Raw genomic sequence first — 15,150 nt, forward strand, 5'->3', positions numbered from 1 at the left:
TCCATGTCGTTAGTTCCCGGATGCGTCACAGCTTCGCGCCCTGCCCCGCGGCCACGCGCAGCACGTCGGCGAACACGCCGGCCGCGGTGACTTCCGGGCCGGCGCCCGGGCCCTGCACGATCAGCGGATTGTCGCAGTATCGGCGCGTGGTGAACTGCACGATGTTGTCGGTCAGGCGCAGGTTGGCGAACGGGTGCGCGGCCGGCAGTTCCACCAGGCCCACGCTGGCATGGCCTTCGGCATCGAGCCGGGCGACGTAGCGCAGCACGTTGCCGGCGGCGCGCGCCTTCGCCAGCCGGTCGGTGAAGCCGGCATCCACCTCGTGCAGCCGGGCCATGAAATCGTCCACGCTGGCCTGGCGCAGGGATGCGGGCACCAGGCTCTCCACGTCCACGTCCTCCAGCGCCAGTTCGCGTCCGGCTTCGCGGGCCAGGATCACCAGCTTGCGCGCCACGTCGGTGCCGGACAGGTCGTCGCGCGGGTCCGGTTCGGTGTAGCCCAGGCCACGGGCCTCGGCGACCAGCCGCGAGAACGGCGCGCTGCCGTCGAACTTGTTGAACAGCCACGCCAACGTGCCGGAGAAGATGCCCTCCACCGACACCACCGCATCGCCCGTATCCAGCAGGTCGCGCAGCGTGGAGATCACCGGCAGGCCGGCGCCGACGGTGGCTTCATAGCGGAAGCGCGCGCCGCTGCCGGAGGCAGCATCGCGGATGGCGTGGTAGCGCGCCAGCGGGCCGGCCCCGGCCTGCTTGTTGGGCGTCACCACGTGGATGCCGGCGGCCAGCCATCCCGCGTAACGGTCGGCCACCAGCGGACTGGCGCTGCAGTCCACGATCACTGCGTGCGGCATGTGCGCCGACAGCAGGTGCTCGGTGAAGCGGTCCAGGTCCGCGGCCTGCGCGCTGGCGTCGAAACGCGCGCGCCAGTCGTCGCCCAGGCTGCGCTCTTCCAGCAGCATGCGCGTGCTGGAGGCGATGGCGCGCAGGCGCAGGTCCAGGTTGGCCTTGGCCAGCAGCTGCGGCTGTGCGGCCCGCAGTTGCTCGATCAGCGCAGCGCCGACGTTGCCCGGCCCGATCACGCCGATGGCGAAGGTCTGCGGCGACAGCCAGAAGCCGGCATGCGCCGCGCGCAGCGCCTTGGTGGCATCGGCGCTGTCGATGGCCACGGAGATGTTGCGCTCGGACGAGCCCTGTGCGATCGCCAGGATGTTCACCTGCGCGCGCCCCAGCGCGCCGAACAGGCGCGCCGACACGCCCGGCGTGCCGGCCATGCCGTCGCCGACGGCGGCCAGCACGCTGACGCCGTCGCGGCGCTGCACGCGCTGGATCTGGCGCGTGTCCAGCTCGTGGGCGAAGGCATCCAGCAACGCCGCCTGTCCCTTGCCGGCCTCGCTGGCCCTGACCACGCAGCAGATCGAATGCTCGGACGAGCCCTGCGAGATCATCACCACCGACACATGGGCATTGCGCAGCGCCGCGAACACGCGTTCGGCCGTGCCGGGCACGCCGATCAGGCCGGTGCCCTCCAGGTTGAGCAGGGCCAGGTCGGCGCTGAGCGTGAGGCCCTTCACCGGGCCCACCGCGTCGCGCTCGGCGGTGATGCGGGTGCCCGGATGCTCCGGATGGAAGGTGTTGCGGATGATGATGGGCAATCCGCGCTCCATGGCCGGCGACATGGTCTGCGGGTGCACGACCTTGGCGCCGAAGTACGCCAGCTCGCAGGCTTCGTCGTAGCTCAGCGCACCCAGCTGTACCGCCTCGGGGACCACGCGCGGGTCGGCGGACAGCACGCCGTCGACGTCGGTCCAGATGTGCAGTTCGGCCGCGTCGTACAGCGCCGCGAAGATCGCGCCGGAATAGTCGCTGCCGTTGCGGCCCAGGGTGGTGAAGCGCCCCTCGCGGTCGCGCGCGACGAAGCCGGTGGCCACCACGCGCCGCTGCGGGTGCGCCTCCCGCCACGCCGCCAGCCGCCGGGCGCTGTCTTCCCAGTCCACCACCACGCCCAGTTCGCCGTGATCCACGCGCAGCACCTCGCGCGCATCCAGCACGGCGCAGTCCTCGCCCTGCAGCGTCAGGTACTCGCCCAGCAGGCGCGCCGAGCACACCTCGCCCAGCCCCTGCACGCGCTGCAGGACCAGTTCCGGCAGGCCGCCGATGACGATCAGCGCATTGAGGATCTCCTCCAGCTTGCCGAAGCGTTCGTCCACCCACTCGATCACCGGCCCGGCGGCCTCGCCCAGCAGCGCCACCGCCGCACCGCGATGACGGGCGCGCAGCGCATGCCAGCTTTCGTGCCATTCCGGACGGTTGGCGGCGGCCAGCTCGCACAGTTCGATCAGCGCGTCGGTGACGCCCTTCATGGCCGACACGACGGTGACCTGCACCTCCTCCTCGCGCGCCAGCAGCAGCTTGGCCACGTGGCGGTAGCGTTCGGCGTCGGCGACGGAGGTGCCGCCGAACTTGTGGACGACGGTGCGGGGTTTGGGCTGTTCGACTTCGGCGCTGCGGGACGACATGGGTCAGGAACCTCGGTAAGGAGGCCCGGCACGCATCAGGAATCGGGGTGGCCCTGCATCCTGATCCGGGTGCGGGGCCGTGGGTTGCGGATTACGCGAACACGACCAGCCGCACCTGACGAGTCAGGGTGGTAATGGTCGTAATCGGGGTGCTGCGTCCGCCGTGCGCACGCGGCATCGCCGGCATCGGGGCCGTCGTCGTATCCGCAGTGGCGTGGGCGTGGGAGCGCATGCACGAAGAAGACCACGGCACCCCCGGGGTCTGTCAAGCGCTGCGACGCAACAAAGCCAATGATTTCAGATGGATACAACTGAAACCAATGCCCCGCGCCTACAGCGTCCGGGTCATGAAGACGCTGTTGGGATCGTCCACGTAATCGCCGAAGGGCCCGCACACGGTGAAGCCCGCGCGGGCATACAGGGCACGCGCCGGCGCGAAATACGCCATCGAACCGGTCTCCAGGCTGAGTCGCGTACAGCCCTGCCGGCGCGCGTCGTCCATGATGTGGTCCAGCATGCAGGAGGCCACGCCCCGGCGCTGGTGGGTCTGCGCCGTGCGCATCGACTTGACCTCGCCATGACCGGCCTCCAGAAGGCGCAGCGCCCCGCAGCCCGCAAGCACCGCGCCGTCCCACAACGTCCAGAAGCGCAGGCCGGGCCCGCGCAATGCATCCACGTCCAGCGCGTGCACGCTTTCCGGGGGCGAGGTGCGGTGCATCCATTGCAGATGCTCGCGCAGCAGGGCGATCACGGCGGGATGGGTCAGGTCGTCGCGTTGCAGGTCCATGCGGTGGGTGGCCGATGCGGGTCGCATTACAGTGCCATGGCGTTCAACGCGTGCGTGGATCGTGCGAGAATCGCACCCGCTCGGCCCCGTAGCTCAGCTGGATAGAGCGGTCCCCTCCTAAGGGACAGGTCGCACGTTCGAATCGTGTCGGGGCCGCCATCCCCTGCCCTGCGGGCAGCGCCGCGCATCGGCAGATCGCCGACAGCACCACCTCCGGCTCGGCAATCCGAACAGACGCCGACAGCGAATCAACGCCGACGTAAGCAATTGAAATACACAGGGTTTCCAGGCGTTCGGGCCCGCGTGCTCTGGTAGAATCATGCCCCCGCGATGCGGCCCCGGCCGCATCTCCGCATTCGATCCCTGGAGCACTTCATGCCCGCAGACCTTCTCAAGGCCCTCGGCCTTGCCAGCACCAATTCCGGCACCTACCTCGGCAGCGGCGAGTGGTCCACGACCACCGACGCCGGCCTGTTGCAGTCGATCAACCCCACCACCAACGAGGTGATCGCCGAGGTCCATGCCAGCAGCCAGGCCGACTACGAGAAGGTCGTCGCCCGCGCCCAGGCCGCCTTCAAGGTGTGGCGTACCACCCCGGCCCCGCGCCGGGGCGAGGCCGTGCGCCTGTGCGGCGAAGCGCTGCGCAGGCACAAGGACGCGCTGGGCTCGCTGGTCGCGCTGGAGATGGGCAAGAGCAAGCCCGAGGGCGATGGCGAAGTGCAGGAGATGATCGACATCGCCGACTTCGCCGTGGGCCAGAGCCGCATGCTGTACGGCTACACCATGCATTCCGAGCGCCCCGGCCACCGCATGTACGAGCAGTACCACCCGCTGGGCCTGGTCGGCATCATCAGCGCGTTCAATTTCCCGGTCGCGGTGTGGGCGTGGAACTCGTTCCTGGCCGCGATCTGCGGCGACATCTGCATCTGGAAACCGTCCAACAAGACGCCGCTCACCGCGATCGCCAGCATGAAGATCTGCAACGACGCGCTGAAGGCCGGCGGCTTCCCGGACATCTTCTTCCTGATCAACGACGCAGGCGTGGAACTGGCGCAGCAGTTCGTCGACGACAAGCGCATCCCGCTGATCAGCTTCACCGGCTCCACCCAGGTCGGCCGCACCGTCGGCGAGCGCGTCGCGCGCCGCATGGGCCGCAGCCTGCTGGAGCTGGGCGGCAACAACGCCATCATCCTGGACGAAACCGCCGACCTGAAGCTGGCCATTCCCGGCATCGTGTTCGGCGCCGTCGGCACCGCCGGCCAGCGCTGCACCACCACGCGCCGCCTGATCGTGCACGCATCCATCTACGACACCGTGCTGTCCACGCTGGTCAAGGCGTACAAGCAGGTGGAAGGCAAGATCGGCGACCCGCTGGACCCGGCCAACCTGATGGGCCCGCTCAACAGCCAGGCCGCCGTGCAGCAGTTCCTGGACTCCATCGCCAAGGCCAAGGCCAGCGGGGGCACCGTCGAGACCGGCGGCACCGCGATCGACCGCCCCGGCAACTTCGTCCTGCCGGCCATCGTCACCGGCCTGAAGAACTCCGACGAAGTGGTGCAGCACGAGACCTTCGCCCCCATCCTGTACGTGATGAAGTACACGACACTGGACGAAGCCATCGACATGCAGAACGCCGTGCCGCAGGGCCTGTCCTCGTCGATCTTCACCCAGAACCTGAAGGCGGCCGAGCAGTTCCTGTCGGCGGCCGGCAGCGACTGCGGCATCGCCAACGTCAACATCGGCACCAGCGGCGCCGAGATCGGCGGTGCCTTCGGCGGCGAGAAGGAAACCGGCGGCGGCCGCGAATCCGGCTCGGACGCATGGAAGGTCTACATGCGCCGGCAGACCAACACCATCAACTACTCCGACTCGCTGCCGCTGGCGCAGGGCATCAAGTTCGACCTCTGACCCGCACGGCGGCCGGCGTGCCCGCATGCCGGCTGCCCTGAACGGGCCAGCATCTGGGATAATCGCGCCTCCCTCACCGGGAGGCGCGTTTTTTTTGCCTGCCCGATCCAGTGCCATCGCCTCCCTGACCCCTGCACGGAGCTCCTGATGAACCCAGCACGCACCACCAGCAGTCTCGCCATCGCCAGCCTGGTGTCCGGCATCCTCGGTTGGACCCTGTTGCCGGTCCTGGGCACGCTGGTGGCGATCGTCACCGGGCACATGGCGCGCGCGGAGATCCGCCGCAGCGGCGGCGCGCTGGAAGGCGACGGACTGGCCATCGGCGGGCTGATCCTGGGCTGGCTGTCGGCGCTGCTGTGGGTCGTGGGCATCGTGGTGCTCTTCATGTTCCTGGGCGGCCTGGCCTGGCTGGCGACGCTGAACTGATCCCGCCCGCCGCCATGTATCCCCTCGCCCGACCCTTCCTCTTCGGCCTGGATGCCGAAACCGCCCACGGCCTGGGCCTGAAAGCCCTCGACCTGGCTTACCGCACCGGCACCACGCCGCTGGTGGCCCGCCCCATCACGCCGATGCCCACCAAGGTGATGGGGCTGACCTTCCCCAACCCGGTCGGTCTGGCCGCCGGCCTGGACAAGAACGGCGCGCACATCGACGCGCTGTTCGCGCTGGGTTTCGGTTTCGTCGAGATCGGCACGGTCACGCCCAGGCCGCAGCCGGGCAATCCGAAGCCGCGCATGTTCCGCCTGCCGCAGTACCAGGCGGTCATCAACCGCCTCGGCTTCAACAACGAGGGCGTCGACGCGCTGGTGCGCAACGTCGGAGCCGCGCGCCGCGACCGCGGCCTGCTGGGCATCAACATCGGCAAGAACAAGGACACCGCCAACGAGCGCGCCGCGTCCGATTACCTGTACTGCCTGGAACGCGTCTACCCGCTGGCGGACTACGTCACCGTCAACATCTCCTCGCCCAACACCGCCGGCCTGCGCGAACTGCAGGAAGAACAGGCATTGCGCCAGCTGATCGGCACCCTGCGCGATGCGCAGGAGGACCTGGCGGCGCAGCACGGCAAGCGCGTGCCGATGCTGGTGAAGATCGCGCCGGACCTGTCCGACAGCGACATCGACGCCGTCGCGCGCGTGCTGGGCGACATGCAGGTGGACGGCGTCATCGCCACCAACACCACCGTGTCCCGCCTCAGCGTGCAGGACCATCCGCTGGCGCGGGAGACCGGCGGCCTGTCCGGCGCGCCCCTGATGGGCCAGGCCACGCTGGTCCTGCGCCGCCTGCGCACGCGCCTGCCCGACAGCATCCCGCTGATCGGCGTGGGCGGCATCCTGTCCGGCGCGGACGCGGTGGCGAAGATGTCCGCCGGCGCGTCGCTGGTGCAGTGCTACACCGGGCTGGTGTACCGCGGGCCGGAGCTGATCCGCGAATGCGTGGAGGCCATCCGCCGCCGTCGCGAAGCGCCGAGCCGCGGGCCGGTGGCGCCCGCATGACCCCAGGTTACCGCCTCACCGCCAACGCGCCACTGCGGGACCGCAACACCTTCGGCGTGCAGGCGCTGGCGCCCTGGCTGATCGAAGTGGACGACGCCTCGGCGCTGGCCGAGGTGCTGGCGCTGCCGCAGGTCGCCGATGCCGAGAGCCTGGTGATCGGCGGCGGCAGCAACCTGCTGTTCGCCGGCGATGCGCCGGGCGCGGTGATCGCCATGGCCACGCGCGGACTGCGCCTGCTGTCCGACGATGGCGGGCAGGCGCGCGTGCGCGCCGATGCCGGCGTGGCCTGGCACCCGCTGGTGATGTGGACGCTGGAGCAGGGCCTGTGCGGGCTGGAGAACCTGGCCCTCATCCCCGGGACCGCCGGTGCCTCGCCCATCCAGAACATCGGCGCCTACGGCACCGAAGTGGGCGAGTTCATCGCCGTGGTGGAAGCGCTGGACCGCACCACGGGCGCGATGGTGCGGCTGGACCGCGGCGCCTGCGCGTTCGCCTACCGCGACAGCGTGTTCAAGCAGCAGGCCGACCGCTACCTGGTGACGGCGGTGGAGTTCGTGCTGCCGCGCACGCCGCACCTGCGCCTGGATTACGCCGGCATCGGCGAGGAACTCGGCGCGATGGGCATCGCCTCGCCGACCGCGCGCGAGGTGGCCGAGGCGGTCATCCGGATCCGCCGGCGCAAGCTGCCGGATCCGGCCGTGGTGGGCAATGCCGGCAGCTTCTTCAAGAACCCCATCGTCTCGCAGGCGCAGGCCGACGCGTTGCTGGTCGACTATCCCACGCTGCCGGTATTCCGCGGCGACGCCCCGCACAACCGCAAACTGTCCGCCGCGTGGATGATCGAAGCCTGCGGCTGGAAAGGCCACCGCGACGGCGATGCCGGCGTGTCGGCCGCGCATGCGCTGGTGCTGGTCAACCACGGGCAGGCCTCCGGCGCCGCGCTGCTGGCGTTGGCGCGGCGCATCGCCGACTCCGTGCACGCGCGCTTCGGCGTGGGCATCGAGCCGGAACCGAAGATCATCGGCGCCCGCTGGTAGCGCGAGCGCCACGCCATGCCCGCCATTCCCGCCCACTTCCGCGCCGCCGTGCTGATGCTGGGCAGCACGGTGCTGTTCGCCCTGATGGTGGTGGCGATCCGGTTGGCCTCGGCCACCCTGCACACGTTCGAGATCGCCTTTTTCCGCAACTTCTTCGGCCTGCTGGCCGCGGCGCCGCTCATCCTGCGGCACGGCCCCGGGTTCCTGAAGACCACCCAGTTCCCGCGCTACCTGTTCCGTTGCGTGATCGGCATCTGCTCGATGCTGGCCGGCTTCTGGGCCATCGGCCACCTGCCGCTGGCGCAGGCGGTGTCGTTGTCGTACTCCACGCCGCTGTTCGTCACCCTGGCCGCGGCCGCGATGCTCAACGAACGCGTGCGTGCGCGCCGCTGGACCGCGGTGGTGCTGGGTTTCGTGGGCGTGCTGGTGATCGTGCGGCCCGGCACCGCGGAATTCACCGCCGACGCGATGATCGCCGTGCTGGCGGCGGTGATGAGCGCGCTGGTGGCCATCCAGATCAAGCAGCTCTCGCAGACCGAACCGGCCGACCGCATCGTCATCTACACCACCCTGCTGTGGGTACCGATGTCGCTGTCGCCGGCGCTGGCCGTGTGGGAATGGCCGCAGGGCATCACCTGGGTGTGGGGGGTGGCCGCCGGCGTGCTGGGCACCGGCGGCCACATGCTGTGGACGCGCGCGCTGAAGCTGGGCGAGGTCTCGGCGCTGACGCCGATCAGCTTCATGCAGCTGCCGGTGGTGGCGCTGTTCGGCTGGCTGCTGTTCGACGAAACGCTGGACGCGTGGACGCTGGCCGGCGCCGGCATCATCTTCGGGGCGAACGCCTACATCGCGCACCGCGAGGCGGTGCTGTCCCGCCGTGCCGCGTCCGAGGCGCCCAGCGCGGCGGCCAAGCCCGGTGAATGAGGCGGCGGGCGCTCAGCCCTGTTTGCCCGGCCGCCTGCCCTCCCGATAGCGCCTGACGAATTCGGCGTCCGCATCGGCCAGCGTGGACGGATCGGCCGTCAGCAGGGGGGCGATGTACTGCCGCTGCAGCGCGTCGGCCTGCGCGGTCAGGCCCAGTTCGCGGCTGGTGTCGATCAGGTTCCATGCCGCGGTACGCGTTTCCACGTGCGTCTCGCCCAGCACGCCGCGCCGCAGTTCGAACAGGCGGCGGTACTCGTCCAGCGCCTCGCGCGTGCGTCCCGATACGCGCAGGGCCTCGGCACGGATCACCATGGTCATCTGCGCCTGCGGGTGCCTTTCCCCCAACACCTTCAACGCCAGCGGCTGCACGTCCGCAAGCAGGCGCAGCGCGGCCTCCGGCTGCTTCGCATTGAGCAGCGTGCCGGCATGATTGACCAGGATCGACAGCGTGTCCGGATGCGACGGGCCCTGCAGCCGGCTGCGCACGGTGATGACCTGCTCCTCCAGCGGCAGCGCGGCCGCGTAGTCCTCCAGGCGGGCGTAGGCCGTGGCCAGGTTCAGGCGCGTGCGCACGGTCTGCGGATGGTCGCGGCCCAGGACGCGCTCGCGCGCGGCCAGCGCTTCCTTGAGCAGCGGCAGCGCGGCGCCTGCGTCGCCCGCGTCCACCATCATGGTCGCCAGCGTGCTGCGTGCCTGCAGCGTGACCGGATGCTCGCTGCCCAGCTTGCGCACGTAGCGCGCGGTCAGGTCGCGCTGCATGGCGATGGCGGCGTCCTTCTCGCGGTTCATGATGCGCAGCACGGCCAGGTTGCCCATCGCCGACAGCGTCTCCTCGTGGTCGGGGCCGAGCACCGCGGTGCGGCCGGCGACCACCTGCTCCATGTTCGCGCGTGCCTCCGGCAGTTCGCCCAGGTTGCGCTGTACGGCGGCCAGGTTGTTGGTGGCCTCCAGGGTGGCCGGGTCCCGCGCGCCGGCGACCTCGAGCAGTCGGGCACGGACCGCCTCGACGACGCCTTTCGCACGTGGCCGGTCACCGCGGGCGGAGATCATCTGGGCCTGCGCGAGCTCCAGCTTCACCCGCACGCGGTCGTTGGCAGGCAGGGCGAATGCGCGCGGCAGCGCCTTCTCCAGCACGGCCTCCGCCTGGTCGATGTGCGCCCCCTCCAGCAGCGCCTGCACCTGCTCGTTGCGCGCGCGCAGCGTCTCCGGTGCGCCGTCGCCGAGGTGCGCGGCGCGGTACTCGGCCACCCGGCCGAACTGTTCTGCGGCCTTGTCGTACAGACCGATCGCGGTGTAGACACGCGCCACCGACTCGCGCAGGCCCACGGCCACGTCGGGCTGGTCGGCGAAATCGCGGGCGATGGCCGCTTCCGCGTTGGCGAGCAGTTGGCGGTCCACCAGGTCGCGCGCCAGGTCGCCGGTGCTGGCCTTGGCCAGGGTGGCGCCGAACGCGTCGGCGGCGGCCGGGTCGCGTTCGGCCACCTGCGCCGTCAGGCCCTCGGCCAGGCCCACGCCCATGGTCTCGATGTCGATCCCCTCCAGCATCGACTGCTGGAAGGCGGCCACCTTCTCCAGTTCCGCGCTGCGCGCCTCGGCCAGGGCGCGTTGCGTGCGCGCCTGCTGCAGGCCGTACAGGGACAGGCCCAGACCGCCCAGCAACGCCGCCAGCGCAACGCCCGCGGCGACGGCCGCGGCGCGGTGGCGGCGCAGGAACTTGCGCCACACGTAGGCACGGCTCGGCGGAACAGCGGCCACCGCGCGGCCATCGAGATGGCGCTGCAGGTCGTCGGCCAGCGCCGCGACGGACCCGTAGCGGGCGTCGCGGTCGTGCTGCATGGCCTTCAGCACGATCCAGTCCAGATCGCCGCGCAGGCGCTCGCGCATGCGCGGCAGCGACAGGCCGCGCTCCTGCGCCACCTGGCGCGCCTGCTCGGCCGGCAGCGCCGCCAGCCGCGAGGACGGTGCGACGGCGGTCGGCGTCTCCGCCGACCAGGTCTCGCCCACGGCTTCGGGGCGCACGCCGCTGACCAGTTCGCACAACACCACGCCCAGCGAGTACACGTCGCTGCGCGTGTCCACCTGGCGGGCGTCGCCGAGCGCCTGCTCGGGGCTCATGTACTCGGGCGTGCCGGCACGCTCCAGTGCGGCGTCGCCGGCCAGCGATGCGGCCATCGCGATGCCGAAATCGATGATCTTCGGCGCGGGCCGGCCATCGAGCGTGTCCACCAGCAGGTTGCCGGGCTTGAGGTCGCGGTGGACCACGCCCTTGTGGTGCGCGTGCTGCACGCCCTCGCACACGCGGATGAACAACGCCACGCGTTCGTCCAGCGACAGCCGTTGCTCCCGGCAATAGTGCGTGATCGGGCTGCCCTCGATCAGCTCCATCGCGAAGAACGGATACCCTTCGGCGGTGGTGCCGGCATCGTAGATCTGGGCGATGGCCGGATGGCGCATCTGCGCCAGCACCTGCCGTTCCACTTCGAACCAGGCCAGGTGGCGGGCCTGCAGGCGCTGCGCGCGCATCAGCTTCAGGGCCACCTCCCGGCGCACCGGTTCCAGTTGCGTGGCACGGTACACCTCGCCCATGCCACCGCGGCCCAGCAGGCCCTCGATGCGGTAGCGCCCCAGGCACGCACCGGGCGCCAGCGTGCCGTCGGCCGCCGTCGGCGCATCCTGCAGGCGCGTGGCCAGGCTCTCGGTGGGTGCGAGTTCGTCGTAAGGCTGCGATGTCATGCCACGTTCCCCGGTGCGCCCGGTCATGGTAGCGGAAGCGTGAGTTGACCGGCCGATCCGGTACACTCGGGCCCGCACCTGCCAGCCGCACGCGCATGTCCCGGGACCCCCACGATCCACCCACCACGCAACGGACCATCCTGAGCGACGGCCCGCGTCCGGCCTCGCCGCGCTCGGCCTGCGTGGTGGTGATCCACGGCGAAGGCCTGGGCCGGCGCGCGGACATCGACACCGCCCGGGTGCGCGTGGGCCGTTCGCAGGAAGCCGACCTGCACATTCCGCACAACAGCGTCTCGCGCCTGCACTGCGAACTCTGGCGCGATGGCGACACCTACTGGGTGCGCGACCTCGGCGCCACCAACACCACCCGCCTGAACGACGTGCCGGTGGCGCAGTCGGCGCTGGCCGACGGCGACCATCTGACGCTGGGCGAGAGCATCCTGAAGTTCATCAGCCACAGCAGCGTGGAAGCCCGGTACCACGAAGAGATCTACCAGCTCGCCACCCACGACGCGCTGACCGAGATGTACAACCGCCGCCATTTCATCGAGACGGTGGAGAAGGAGATCGCGCGCGCCATGCGCCACCAGCGCGCGCTGACCATGTGCATCATCGACGTGGACCTGTTCAAGCCCATCAACGACCGCTACGGCCATATCTCCGGCGACCACGTGCTGAAGCAGATCGCCGGGCTGGTGCGCCGGCACGTGCGCAACGACGACGCCGCGGCGCGCATCGGCGGCGAGGAATTCGCCGTGCTGCTGCCCGAATGCGGGCCCGAGGCCGCCTACGGCTTCGCCGAGCGCCTGCGCGAGGCGGTGGAGACGGTGGTGTTCCGGCCCGGCGGCGAGCCCCAGCGGATCACGGTCAGCATCGGCATCGCCGCACTGACCCCCGAGCGCGACACCGTCAGCCGGATGATGGCCGCGGCGGACGCCGCCCTGTACCGCGCCAAGAGCGAAGGCCGCAACCGGGTGTGCATCGAGCACTGATCGCCGCGCAAGGTTCAGCCGCCGATCCGTTCCACCCCGTAGCCGGCGCCCCGCCACGCATCGATGCCGCCCCGCAGCGGCAGCACGTCGCGGAAGCCGGCCTCGCGCAGCCTGGCCGCCATCCAGGCGGCCGATACTTCGTCCGGGCAGGCGCAGTAGATGACGATCTTGCCCTCGCGCGGATACGTGGCCACGATCCCGTCCAGCTGGCGCTCGTCGGCGAACACCGCGCCCGGGATGACGTACGGGTCCACGTCGCGCAAACCCGGGGCGCGGATGTCGAACACCACCGGCGGCCGGCCCGCCCGGACCAGGGCTTCGAGTTCGGGCGGATCGATCCGCGCCCCCTCCAGCGACCTCAGCAGCGTGCGCCGGCGCCACCAGCGCCAGCCCACGTAAGCCGTGAGCAGCACCCCGATGACCACCCCCGCGCCGGTGCCCAGCTGCGACAGCGCGTCGATGACGGTTTCCACCTGGCGGGCGAACACGACTCCCAATCCGAGCCCCAGCGCGGCCCACAGGGCCGCGCCCAGGCCGTCGTAACGCAGGAACAGGGGCAGCCTCGCCTGCATGGCGCCGGCCAGCGGCACGGACACCATGGACAGGCCGGGAATGAACTTCGCCACCGACAGGACGCGGATGCCGAAGCGGCCGTAGAAGCGTTCGGTGCGCTTCATGCAGGTGTCGCGCGACAGCGAAAGCCGGCACAGCGACTGCAGCGTGCGGTTGCCATAGCGGCGGCCGGCGTAGAACCAGACGCTGTCGCCGATCAGGCTGGCGGCCACCGAGACCGCCAGCACGCCCAGCAGTGGCAGCCCCATCGCCTCCGGTTGCAGGGCCAGCCCCGCACCGACCAGGATGAGGGTGGGCATCGCGGGCACGGGCAGGCCCAGCGACAACGCCAGCACATTGGCGAACACCAGCAGCGCGCCGTAACGGTCGACCAGTTCCTGCATTGCTTCCCCGTGGAGTCCACGGCGCCTTCGACGCCGGGCGTGGGCATGTTCGATCCGCGGCCGGCCGGCGGCAAGGCATGCGCCCGCAACGATCCGTTGCCGAGCGCGATACCGCACGCCTGTACCACCCCCTGCGTGCTGCGACGCGGGATCGCCGCGTTTACCTGACCGCCCTTGCGTGGCTCCGAGGGGGGCATGGCGGCCAATTCCGGGGGCATGGGCAGCCAAAGCCGGTGCCATCACGCGGACTTAATCCCCAGGCGCGAAGAACGCACCACCATGCGCCGCTGTACGGTCGCCGCCCCCACGCGTGCCGCACGCCAAGGCAGTCCATCCCGTTGAACGTCCACAGACTCTCGCCGGAGGATCCGATCATGGTTGCACCCGTACGACCCGCACGCCTGCCGCATGCCCTCTCCACCGCAGCGCTCGCCATCGCCATCGCCGCGCCCCTCAAGGCCGAGGAAGGCGACTACAGCTTCTGGCAGACCCTGGTGAACCTGGTCTCGCCGCCCAAGGCCGACAACAAGGTCACCGCCGCGCAGCGCACCGGCAGTTATCCGCTGCTGTCCAACCCGGCCGGCTTCAGCGACGGCTTCCAGCCGGGCCGTTACGACGCCTGGCAGACCATCCAGCTGGCGCCCTCGACCGGCGCGGTCTGCGGCGACGGCTCGCCGTTCAAGTTCTTCGTCAACCGGGTGGCCGATACGCGCAACACCATCGTCTACATGGAGGGCGGCGGCGCCTGCTGGGACTATGCCAGTTGCACCGGCCAGACCGGCGTACGCGGCGCCCGCAATCCCAACGGCATTCCCGACGACTACATGAGCCTGCTGAACCCGGGCGCGAGCCTGGTCAGCCCCTTCGTCACCCGCGTCAGTCCGTTCGATGCGGTGAAGACGCAGGGCTGGAACATGGTCTACATCCCCTACTGCACCGGCGACATCTACAGCGGCGACCGCGTGGCCGTCTACGACGACCCGAGCGGTCAGAACGCGCCGCTGGTGTGGCACCACAACGGCGTGCGCAACGTGCGCGCGGTGGTGAGCTGGCTGAAGGACAACCTGCCACGGCCCACCCAGATGCTGTCCACCGGCTGCAGCGCCGGCGGCGCCGGCAGCCTGACCAGCTACCACCCGCTGCGCCGGGACATGGCGCCCACGCGCGGTTTCCTGATCGACGATTCGGGCCCGATCTTCCCCACGCCGAAGAACGGCAACCCGGTCGACTATCCCTCGCAACCGCTGATGGCCCTGATCCGCGGCGCCTGGGGGCTGGACCAGCCGAACGGCCCGCTGCCCTATCTCGCCAGCGGCCTGCCGCAGTTCGACCTGGACGAACTCGGCAGCCTGTATCCCGCGCTGTCCGGCAAGTACGCCAACGACCGCCTGGGTCATACGCACTTCTGGAAGGACCTCAACTATTCCTCGTATTCGTACGAGCGCTTCTACCCCGACATCGCCAACGCACCCGACCAGGCGACCAGGCAAGCCCGCATCCATGCGCGCTGGGACATCGACACCGCACGCCTGCGCGAGCGCCTGAACGCGCTGGACAACGTCGGCGGCTACTTCCCGCAGTATCGTGCGCTCAACGAAAGCCACTGCACCACCATCGTCGACTTCAAGAACGCCGACGTGCAGGCGCAGAACCTGGAGCTGAAGCACTTCATCGACAGCGTGCTCGACGGCCAGGGCAAGGTGCTGGACGCCAGCGAGCAGGACGACAAGGCCGACAAGGCCAAGCCGTTCAACCTGCTGTACTGGCTGGTGGACCAGTTGCTGGGGTGATGTCCAGGT

General features: G+C 70.3%; 11 protein-coding genes and 1 tRNA gene. 8 read left to right on the forward strand and 4 right to left on the reverse strand.

The annotated features are described in order from the left end of the window. Positions 1–25: 25 nt before the first annotated feature. Both thrA and MUU77_RS11290 read right to left on the reverse strand, forming a co-directional pair. Complete coding sequence (gene thrA, locus MUU77_RS11285; protein ID WP_245086846.1) at positions 26–2,518, reverse strand: bifunctional aspartate kinase/homoserine dehydrogenase I; 2,493 nt, start codon at positions 2,516–2,518, stop codon at positions 26–28. A gap of 331 nt (positions 2,519–2,849) precedes the next feature. Further along, complete coding sequence (locus MUU77_RS11290; RefSeq protein WP_245086848.1) at positions 2,850–3,305, reverse strand: GNAT family N-acetyltransferase; 456 nt, start codon at positions 3,303–3,305, stop codon at positions 2,850–2,852. 82 nt (positions 3,306–3,387) lie between these two features. On the opposite strand from MUU77_RS11290, the gene MUU77_RS11295 reads away from it, so the two are divergent. The 6 genes from MUU77_RS11295 (at position 3,388) to MUU77_RS11320 (ending at position 8,670) form a co-directional block, all read left to right on the forward strand. After that, positions 3,388–3,464 (forward strand) — tRNA-Arg (locus tag MUU77_RS11295). A gap of 216 nt (positions 3,465–3,680) precedes the next feature. Next, the gene (locus tag MUU77_RS11300) at positions 3,681–5,213 is read left to right on the forward strand and encodes an aldehyde dehydrogenase family protein (RefSeq protein WP_245086850.1); all 1,533 of its coding nucleotides are present in this window, start codon (positions 3,681–3,683) and stop codon (positions 5,211–5,213) included. A 147-nt stretch (positions 5,214–5,360) separates the two neighbouring features. Then, positions 5,361–5,639, forward strand: a complete 279-nt coding sequence (locus tag MUU77_RS11305) for a DUF4190 domain-containing protein (RefSeq protein WP_187572249.1) — start codon at positions 5,361–5,363, stop codon at positions 5,637–5,639. A 14-nt stretch (positions 5,640–5,653) separates the two neighbouring features. Continuing rightward, complete coding sequence (locus MUU77_RS11310; RefSeq protein ID WP_245086852.1) at positions 5,654–6,709, forward strand: quinone-dependent dihydroorotate dehydrogenase; 1,056 nt, start codon at positions 5,654–5,656, stop codon at positions 6,707–6,709. Next, positions 6,706–7,746, forward strand: a complete 1,041-nt coding sequence (gene murB / locus MUU77_RS11315) for a UDP-N-acetylmuramate dehydrogenase (protein WP_245086854.1) — start codon at positions 6,706–6,708, stop codon at positions 7,744–7,746. Before MUU77_RS11310 ends, murB begins: the two co-directional genes overlap by 4 nt. A gap of 15 nt (positions 7,747–7,761) precedes the next feature. Beyond that, positions 7,762–8,670, forward strand: coding sequence for a DMT family transporter (locus MUU77_RS11320; protein ID WP_245086856.1), 909 nt, complete (start codon positions 7,762–7,764; stop codon positions 8,668–8,670). 12 nt (positions 8,671–8,682) lie between these two features. Here MUU77_RS11320 and MUU77_RS11325 read toward each other — a convergent pair whose 3' ends face one another. Further along, entirely contained in the window at positions 8,683–11,403 is a 2,721-nt protein-coding gene (locus MUU77_RS11325) for a serine/threonine-protein kinase (RefSeq protein ID WP_245086858.1), read from the reverse strand. Between the two features lie 95 nt (positions 11,404–11,498). Between MUU77_RS11325 and MUU77_RS11330 the strand changes: the two genes are divergently transcribed. Next, entirely contained in the window at positions 11,499–12,395 is an 897-nt protein-coding gene (locus MUU77_RS11330; protein WP_245086860.1) for a GGDEF domain-containing protein, read from the forward strand. A gap of 14 nt (positions 12,396–12,409) precedes the next feature. On the opposite strand, the gene MUU77_RS11335 is transcribed toward MUU77_RS11330, so the two are convergent. Further along, on the reverse strand, positions 12,410–13,351 hold the full coding sequence (locus MUU77_RS11335) for a DedA family protein/thiosulfate sulfurtransferase GlpE (protein WP_245086862.1): 942 nt from the start codon (positions 13,349–13,351) through the stop codon (positions 12,410–12,412). A 374-nt stretch (positions 13,352–13,725) separates the two neighbouring features. Between MUU77_RS11335 and MUU77_RS11340 the strand changes: the two genes are divergently transcribed. Continuing rightward, positions 13,726–15,141, forward strand: coding sequence for a pectinacetylesterase family protein (locus tag MUU77_RS11340; protein ID WP_245086864.1), 1,416 nt, complete (start codon positions 13,726–13,728; stop codon positions 15,139–15,141). Positions 15,142–15,150 lie beyond the last annotated feature (9 nt).

Origin of the sequence: Pseudoxanthomonas sp. F37, from assembly GCF_022965755.1 — a bacterium.
Lineage (GTDB): Bacteria > Pseudomonadota > Gammaproteobacteria > Xanthomonadales > Xanthomonadaceae > Pseudoxanthomonas_A.